At 40.8% G+C, this 9,281-nt stretch carries 3 protein-coding genes and 2 pseudogenes; all 5 read right to left on the reverse strand.

Features of this window, described 5'->3' with window-relative positions; all coding sequences use genetic code 11:
- On the reverse strand, positions 1 to 4,153 hold a 4,153-nt coding region (locus tag G4P69_RS33835), incomplete at its 3' end, for an ATP-binding protein (protein ID WP_208354233.1).
- Between the two features lie 540 nt (positions 4,154 to 4,693).
- Positions 4,694 to 7,213, reverse strand: a pseudogene (locus G4P69_RS33840) (response regulator); the annotation flags it as partial.
- A gap of 21 nt (positions 7,214 to 7,234) precedes the next feature.
- Positions 7,235 to 8,098 (reverse strand): annotated as a pseudogene (locus G4P69_RS39705) (PAS domain-containing protein); the annotation flags it as partial.
- A gap of 36 nt (positions 8,099 to 8,134) precedes the next feature.
- Positions 8,135 to 8,488: a PAS domain S-box protein gene (locus tag G4P69_RS33845; protein ID WP_208345406.1), complete on the reverse strand. Its 354-nt coding sequence runs from the start codon at positions 8,486 to 8,488 to the stop codon at positions 8,135 to 8,137.
- A gap of 134 nt (positions 8,489 to 8,622) precedes the next feature.
- Positions 8,623 to 9,281, reverse strand: a 659-nt coding sequence (locus G4P69_RS33850) for an FAD-dependent oxidoreductase (RefSeq protein WP_208354236.1), incomplete at its 5' end; no start/stop codon positions are given.

Consider the following 9,281-nt stretch of genomic DNA (forward strand, 5'->3'; position numbering starts at 1 on the left):
ATACCTGAGAGTTGACATATTGGGAAACTACTGTTAGAATATTTTGATCATTCAAGATTAATGCGCCCTTATCGGCTCCAGCATTTGACACCACCGCCTGCATGACTTGCTCTACCAATCGTTCTAGGTGAATTTCACTAGTAAAAGATTGGGAAATTTTCACGATGGTGTCTAGGTCGAGTAAGCTAGAAATGTTGCTACTAGAATTAGAAGCCGTAGCTTGAATGGTAGTTGAGCTTCCTTTGAGGGAGGAAGCACTAGCAGATTGTAAGATGGTGTTTAACAGTTGGGGATAACGTTTTTCTAAGTCCCTAATTTTGGCTAGTGCTCCCCAACGAGCGTAACAGTAATAAGCTTGTTGCATATATGTCTGGGCAACTTTTTGTTTGCCCCAGTCCAGGTAGAATTTAGCAGCCAGCTCGTTTGCTAAAGCTTCTTGTTGGATGTAACCATTTTCCTTGGCACCAGAGATGGAGCGATCGTAGAAATCAATTGCTTGGCTGAGTTTGCCTAGTACACGTAGGTATTCAGCTTCTAGCAGTAGTTGCTGATGATGGTAATTCATGGGAGCCGATTTTGCTAGCACCGCAAGACGTTGACGAGTAGTCTTGACCTTGGCTAGAGCGACTTTTTGTCTAGCGCTAGTCAGATCCGGATACACTGCCAAGCTCAGTAGTGCATCATAAAAATAGAAAAGAGTTTTGAAAAAAGTTCCATCAAGATTGCCCAAAAGTTTTTCAACGATCGCGGCTTGTTCTATCGCTAGCTCGTAGCGATTAAACCAGAAAGCTAACAGAGTTTTAAATAAACTTGTATAAACTTGGACTTCGCGATCTTGAACAACAGTTTCATCAAAAAAACGACCAACCAATTGGCAAACATCATCGGGTGCTGTGATCAGATTTTCCATAATCTGACAACACAAATCTTGCAGCATAACCATAACAGACTGCTGAAGCTTCTGAATCGCCAGACGACTGGTGATCGCCTCTAATGCTAAATCCACTAGATTTTGTTTGATAAAAAAGGTTTGTGCAAAATATACACAGAGATTATAGGCGGCATATTCCAAATTTCCCACTTCCAAGCTGATCTCATAGGCTTCCAACAGCAATGGCGACAAGCTGTGTAGGGATTCCTTGCGATAGGCAATAAAGCGATTCCACAGAAACAGGGTAGGAGCTAATGCTTCCCGAGAAGAAGTCTGATGGCATAATTTGATCGCGGCTTTACCAAAGGCATACCCAGCGTCGATACGTCCGATCCGCTCGCACAGCAAAAAGGCATAGATCATATAGGCCATCGACGATTTGGGAATATTACCATAGCGCAGGTAAATAGGGATCGCCTTGAAAGTGGTAAATGGCAGTATCTCTGGCATCCCAATGGCAGCGGCTGATCCCATGACAGTCAACAGGCTCATAGCGGCTAATTTGTAGGGATCGGACATGGGGGGCAACTTCAGCAAATCCCTGGGGGTTTTGCTCGACATATGATAAAGGGTGGCGAAGAATCCCAGAATAATTTGCAGTTGGGATGGTTTTTGGGGCATGTGAACGCCGAAGTTGGGCAAGATTTTACAGGCGTAATCCACAGCAGCACGAGCTTGATGTTGTGCTATCAGTGCCAAAACTTGAATTTCGTAGAATTTCGCTCGATCCAATAGGTGGTGGCTCTGTTGTAACCCGATTGCTAGAAGCTTTGTCAGTTGGTCATAGTGACCACAAAGATAAGTAACTTCGGCAGCTAGTTGGTGGAGTTCTAGGCTGAGATCGTACTGATTTTGCCAACACTGAGGCGATAAAAGCTGTAACCCAGTATTGAGATAATTCATGGCAGCATCGTAGGCGGAGGATGTCCGTGCCTTTGTGCCTGCTCGTTTGTTGAGATGCGCTAGTTCTTCTCGTTCCGTGGCATCATTAATGAGAGATCTGCCGCGATTAAGTTGATTGACGATCTTGAACAGTTGCAATTCGCGTTCGTCTATGTTGGTGTGTTTTTGGAGTAGTCGACCAATACTCAGATGAACTGCAGCAGTTTCGTCTGGAGGAATCAGGGAATAGGCGGCTTGCTGAATGCGATCATGTAAGAATTTATAATTGACAATCTGCGAGTTTGGCTTTACATCTTGGATTGATTGTTCAATATAAAATTTGTAGATTTCACTAGTAGGTAAAATTAATCCTGAGTGCAACGCTTGCCACAAAGCAGCAGCTGTTTCTATCTCAGATTGTTGTGAAATGATCGCCAAAGTTGCTAAATCAAACTGATTACCAACGCAAGCGGCTAACCTTAAAACTGACTGAGTATCTTCAGGCAATTTTTGCAATTGCAATGCCATAAACTCTACTACATTATCTGTCACTGCTAACGCCTTAACTTCAGTAGTGTTACACTGCCAATTTCCTTGTTCATAATCAAATTTAATCAGTCCATCTTCATAAAGTGCCTTGAGGAACTGCCTACTGAAAAATGGATTGCCACTGGTTTTTTGATATACCAGTTGAGTTAAGGGCTGAGCAATTTCTGTTGCACAACTTAATGTATCCGCTATCAATTGATTTAAACTATCGTTACTTAGAGGGTTGAGGGTAATGGTATTGACTGTGGCTTGAGATTTGGTAATTTTTGCTAAGCTTAACATCAAAGGATGGGCGGCTGAAACTTCATTATCTCGATAAGCACCTATTAATAATAAATATCCCTGGGCTGATTCACTCATTAGCAGCTCTATCAACTTCAAAGATGCGGAATCTGCCCACTGCAAATCATCTAAAAAGATCACTAAGGGATGTTCTGCGGTGGTGAATATGTGTACAAACTTCTGGAATAATAAATTAAAGCGATTTTGGGCAGCAATTCCTGATAATTGTGGTGTTGGTGGTTGTTGACCAATAATTGTTTCTAATTCGGGGATGACTTCGATAATGACCTGTCCATTGTGCCCCACAGCGTCTAATATCCGATTTTTCCATTGCTGAATGTGAAAATCGCTTTCTGTGAGTAATTGACCCATTAAATCTCGGAATGCTTGTACAAAAGCTGAAAAGGGAATATTTCGCTGAAATTGATCAAATTTCCCTTTGATCAAATAACCTCGTTGCCGGACAATGGGTTTATGAACTTCGTTGACAACCGCAGTTTTCCCAATACCGGAAAAACCAGTTACCAGCATCATTTCTGTTGCACCTGTATTAACACGCTCAAAACCTTGCAGGACTGTTTCTACTTCGGCTTCTCGTCCATAAAGTTTGTCGGGGATGGTAAAGCGAGCGCAAACATCCTTTTGTGCGATCACGAAGTCTTCTATTTTGCCTGTTTCCTGTATTTGAACTAAGCACTTTTCTAAATCATACTTTAGCCCCAATGCACTCTGATACCGGTCTGAGGCATCTTTTGCCATCAATTTCATCACAATATCTGAAAGAACCTGTGGAATTTCTTCCCTATTCTTTAATGCCATAGGCATTTTTGCAATATGAGAATATACCAATTCCATTGCATCTTCTGACTGAAATGGTAATTCTTGTGTTAGTAATTCGTAAAAAGTCACACCCAAAGAATAAAAATCTGTGCGGTAGTCAATCCCCCGATTTATCCTTCCTGTTTGTTCTGGAGAAATATACCCAAGTGTTCCTTCTAATATATTTGGGCTGATTAAAGTTTGTGTTTCCCGTGGCAGTAATGATGCTATACTAAAGTCAATTAATTTGACTTGTTTAGTTTCTGGGTTAATGACTATATTGGCTGGTTTAATATCTTTATGGATAACCCCATGCCCCATCAGATAATCTAATGTATTGCTAAGATCTGTCGCTATTTCCAAAAATTCATCTAGACAGCCCACATGATTATTGTTAATGAAATAATCCTTTAGAGAAATCCCTCCGAAGTCTTCCATTACTAATGTATAACCATTTCGGTAGGTTTCCAGGCTGTATGTTTGGATGATTCCAGGGTGGTTAAGGTTTTTGGCAATTGTGTATTGATTGCGAAATTTTACTAGTTCACTGAAGCTGGGATAAGGATTTTTCAGTAGTTTGATGACTACAGGTAATGAGTCCACTTCCCTAATCCCTCGATAGACCAGGCTTCTGTAACCATTATAGAGTTGTTCCCTTAGCTCATATCCGGCAATAGTTAGTAAACCCATCTTACTAGTATTTCTTAAAACTTTCTGGTTTTATCGGGAAAGGCAGAGGGCAGGAGGCAGAAGGCATTTATGGAATTCTGACTCCTGTTCTCTGCCCGTGACCGGAGGGAACAAGGGTTTAAGACCCCAACAACTTTTACGTTGCAACATGAACGGTTGGGGTCGAATCCCCAACCGAAAGGAACCTTCTGCCCTCAGACGAGCGTACTTCTGCCTTCTTCAATATTCCCAAATTTTATTTACCACAATCTATGCACTACTTTTTGAAAACACACCTATACTTTACTGCTACTTCACGTTCGGCTCCCTCAGGTGCAATTAAAAAAAAGTCGTTCAATATAAAAGTGCTCGAGCGTATTCTATGCAACGCTGAAGGTCTCCGACAATTGGTTCAACTCGTACTGAAAGGGATTTTGCTCAGCATATCGAGGCAGTGATTGCCACTGATTCGCAAGCTGGTTGGTGCTTTATCGTGGATGGGCTCAATACCCTCAGAACTCCTTTTGACTTTTGACTTCCCCAAGGGGGCTGACTCCTTATTTAATTTAAAAAATTTTGAATACGTTCAATAAAATTTTCTATCTGTTCTATTAATACAGCTGTACCTCTACGTTCATACTGACGACATAATTTTTCTAATTTTTCTGCTGCAATCTCTATACTTTTAGCTCCGATATTACTACTAGAACCTTTAAGCTGATGAACTTCTTTTGTCATGATTTCAATGTCATTAGTGGCGATCGCTGCTTTGATTTTTTCTAAACGAGAACTCGCATCTTCTAAGTAAATTTGCAAGATTTCCAACTCAAATTCGGGATTATTTTCTGATATTTGATGCAATTGTTCCCAATCAATGAGTAAGTCAAGCGAACTTTCATCCTTACTAGACAGGGTTTCTTCAGGTGTAGTAAGTATAATTTTGCTCCAACGTTCTAGTACCATTGCCAATTTGTCTTTAACTACAGGTTTACTTAAATAGTCGTCCATACCTGCTTGCAGGCAAAGCTGTTCATCTTCTTTCATAGCATTAGCAGTCATTGCAATTATTATAGGTTGATGACCACTTGCAAAGAATTTATCTTGTCGTCGTCTAATTTCTCTTGTTGTTTCCAAGCCATCGAGAATTGGCATTTGGCAGTCCATAAGAATTAGATCGTAAGGAATTTTTTCTATACTCTGCAAAACTTCCTCACCATTAGCAACCACATCGGCTTCATAGCCTAAGTTTTGGAGTTGCTTAACGGCAACTTTCTGATTGACCAAATTATCTTCTGCTAACAACACTCGTAACTTAGCTTTAGCAAAGCTAGTATTTTGTTTAGGTATTACGGAACACAAGTGTTGGTCAATACTTGGTTGACTTCCAAAAATATTCATGATAGTATCGAGCAACTTAGATGGCTTAACTGGTTTGACTAAATAACTCGTGAATCCTGTTTCCATGGCTCGTTCTACCTCATCTCTTTGATTAGTAGCAGTGAGGAGAACTAATGGTAAATCGGCAGTAGCAGAATTTTCCTTAATTTTTTCTCCTAGAGAAATGCCATCTGTTTGACTCATTTGAAAATCAATCAAGGCGACATCATAGCGAATACCCTGTTGAGTAGCATTATGTATAGCCGTGAGTGCGGTAGTAGCACAATTTGCTTCATCTACCTGAATACCCCAACGAATAGCTTGATTGTAGATAATTTTTCGATTAGTCGCGTTTTCATCTACAACTAGCACGCGAAGATCAGCTAAAAGTTTATGAGCTTTTACTGGTGAAGCAGGTTTTTGCTGTTTGGCAAACCGAAGTTCAAACCAAAACTGAGATCCTTTTCGAGGATGACTATCAATCCCAATTTCTCCTCCCATCAAGTTTACTAGTTGCTTACAAATAGCTAATCCCAAACCAGTACCACCATATTTACGGGTAGTAGAGGCGTCTACTTGGCTGAATGGCATAAATAGTTTTTGCTGGTTTTCTGGACTAATGCCAATACCGGTATCTTTGACTGCGAAATGGATAATAGCTTCAGTAGAGGTTTGTGATTTCAGTTCTACTTCCACAACTACTTCGCCAACACTTGTAAACTTAATAGCATTACCGATCAAGTTCATCAAAATTTGTCTCAAGCGACTGGCGTCACCTTGAAGGTAAGTAGGTACATTGGGATGGATCAATGCTCCAATTTCCAATTGTTTTTTATGGGCTTGGGACGCTAACAAGTCTAATACTTCTTCGACACAGGTAGATAAGTCAAAATCTAGAGTTTCTAAAGACATCTCCCCTGCTTCAAGTTTAGATAGATCTAAAATCTCATTGATTAAGCTTAAGAGCGCATCTCCACTAATGCGAATGGTTTCTACAAAATCTCGCTGTTCTGGTGTTAGGGGAGTTTCTAATATCAAGCTAGTCATCCCTAGCACAGCATTCATTGGGGTACGAATTTCATGACTCATATTAGCTAAAAAAGCACTTTTAGCTTGAGATGCTAATTCAGCTTGACGACGTGCAACTTCAAGTTCTTGTCGCTGAAAAGTTTCTGCTTGTAGCAATTTGGCTTGAGCTAAAGCAATACCTATTTGATCAGCTAATAATTGCAAAAGTTCAGTTTCCCAGTTACTCCATTGTCGGGGTTTATCACATTGATGAGCAATTAGTAAGCCCCAAAGTTCGCTTTTAAGGATGATTGGGACAACAACATTGGCTTTTATAGCAAATTGTTTCAGAAATTCGACGTGACAAGGTTGGATATCAGCTTTTTCTATATCAGGAATAATACTAATCCTTCCCTCACGGTATTTCTGGATATAGCTGTCTGCGAAACAAGGTTCAATAATATTTTGTCCCTGAATGATGGGGAAACCCGGAAGGGCTGCTTCTTGAACAACAGTTAAAGAGTTATCTGAGTGTAGTTGCATGATGACTACACGATCAGCATGTAGTAGTTTTTGCACCTCTGTGACGCTGTTTTGCAGGATTTCATCGATTTGTAGAGATTCACGAATTTTTAAAGAGAGTTTAGCAAAGAGGTGCGATCGCTGACTTTGAAGTTTTAGCGCTTTTTCTATCTGTGTGTGATGAGTGATATCTCGATACAACCACAAATGACCGTAGTAAATTTCTTTTACAAAAATCGGCACATAATCTCTGGAAAAAGTCCGCCCATCTCGCAATTGTACTTCTTCATTCACAACAACTTGCCGACGTTCCAGAATTTCTACTATCCTCTTGCCAAATTCTTCTGGATTATTAAAAAGTAGTTGAGTACTTTGAGCAGCTTGGGCGCAATCAATCCCTATTAAGGCTTCCGGAGGTACTGGAATGCCAAACTGGTTACAAAATTCTTGATTGACTAAGATAATTTTCCCTAATTCACTTTCAACCAAAACTCCCGCTTGTAGGTTTTGAATCAGTGCACTTAGCCGTGATGTTGTTGCTTGTAATTGCTCATTGGAAATGACTAATTCTTCGTTATGCTTAACAACTCGCCGTTCTAAAGACTCTTTAGCTTCTAAAAGAGATTGTTCTGTTCGTCTGCGTTCAGTAATATCACGGATTACTAAAACTATACTTATGTCTCCTTCTTCTGGTGAGTAAGGATCTTGAATCTGTACAGGAGAGCAAGAAATTTCTAAACTTAATTCCTGGGAATCTTTTTGAAATTCGTAACACTCTCGATTCTTCTGTTTTGTTGCTAAAGCAATACAGATGGGATGCGCACACCCTGAAATCCTTTCTCCAGCTTGTCTTAAAGGCAAAATCTCAGAAAGTTCTTTATTTAATATGAGAATGTGACGCTCACCTACCAGGCGATCAAACGCGGTATTGCACCACTGTATCTTTCCCTGACTATCTGTCCAAACAATTGCTTCATCTACCGTCCCAAGGGCAATTTCCATTTTTCCCAAGGTGGTACGCAGTTGATTGATTTGCTTAGCTAAAGTTTCTTGATTCATAGCTGTGTACTCTAGATTCTAGGACAAATACTGGGATCAGGTTTCTAGAGGACGGAGAGTAGCTGCAAAAACCCACTGACCTTGTTGTTTCTCTGCGATAATGATATGCTCGGACTCAATCTCAGAATTGTCTTTGGTTCTGACTTTGAGTTGTAGAGGATGGTTAAGAACCGTCGAAACCCCTGTGGTACTGAAGCGAGAAAACCCTAAGTTGTGTGCATCTTGAAAATAAGAAGGCAGGATGAGGGTGAGTGGTTGACCAACGATGTCAGCACAACTCCATCCAAACGTGGTTTCAAATATAGGATTAATATAATTCACGATGCCTTCATGGTCGGTAATAATAACCGGCAATTGGCTCTCGCGTTTGAGATTTGCAATTGTCGTCATTCTTTTAGTGCTAGTAAATTTATTATATTTATGTATGTTCTAGCACGTTCTAATTAGAACTAGGGAATTTTGAACACAATGTGCTGTAGCGGCGCAAGGCATTGCGCCGATCGCGAAAATCAGTTAGGCTGTTCTTACCTGTTAGGGCAGGATGGGATATTATCTCCAAGCAACAATCGTGCTAAGCTAGGTAAACCTTCTCCGTAAGTAGGGTGGATATGGACAGATTGTTCTAACAATTGCCAAGTGGCTCCAGCCTCCATCAAAGATAGAAAGACATGTACTAACTCAGCCGTTTCATAACCGACTAGTGTCGCCCCTAGAATCTTGTCGTTGTCATTGTCGACAACCATCCTGTAGAAACCAAGATCGTGACCCCATTCTATTGCACGAGCGATCTGCGACACTGGTAATGTGACGCAACGAGCATTGATACCCTTTTTCTTTGCGTCTTCAATTGTCATACCAACTCGTCCGACTTGTGGTTCTGTGTAGACTGCATAACCCAGAACGCGATCCGCGCGAGTTCTATTCTCACCAGACAAAATTGCTTTCAAACGGCGATAGTCTTCCCAACTCACATGAGTGAATGCAGGTTGATTTGCCACATCCCCGATCGCATACACTCCATTACAAGTTGTGCGAAACTGATCATCTATTTTGACAAACCCTTTTGCGTCCAGTTCCACACTGCTTGCTGATACGTTTAATGCGCTTGTGTTTGGTTCACGCCCGATGACAACCAGCATTGCTTCAGCTTGAAGTTCCTGTCCATTATCCAGCGTCAAGGTAA

Source organism: Aetokthonos hydrillicola CCALA 1050 (assembly GCF_017591665.1).
Taxonomy (GTDB): domain Bacteria; phylum Cyanobacteriota; class Cyanobacteriia; order Cyanobacteriales; family Nostocaceae; genus Aetokthonos; species Aetokthonos hydrillicola.

What these genes read in the sequence shown, in the direction of transcription:
- G4P69_RS33845 (WP_208345406.1), bottom strand. Translation starts at nt 8,488, where the DNA reads ATGACGACAATTGCAAATCTCAAACGCGAGAGCCAATTGCCGGTTATT.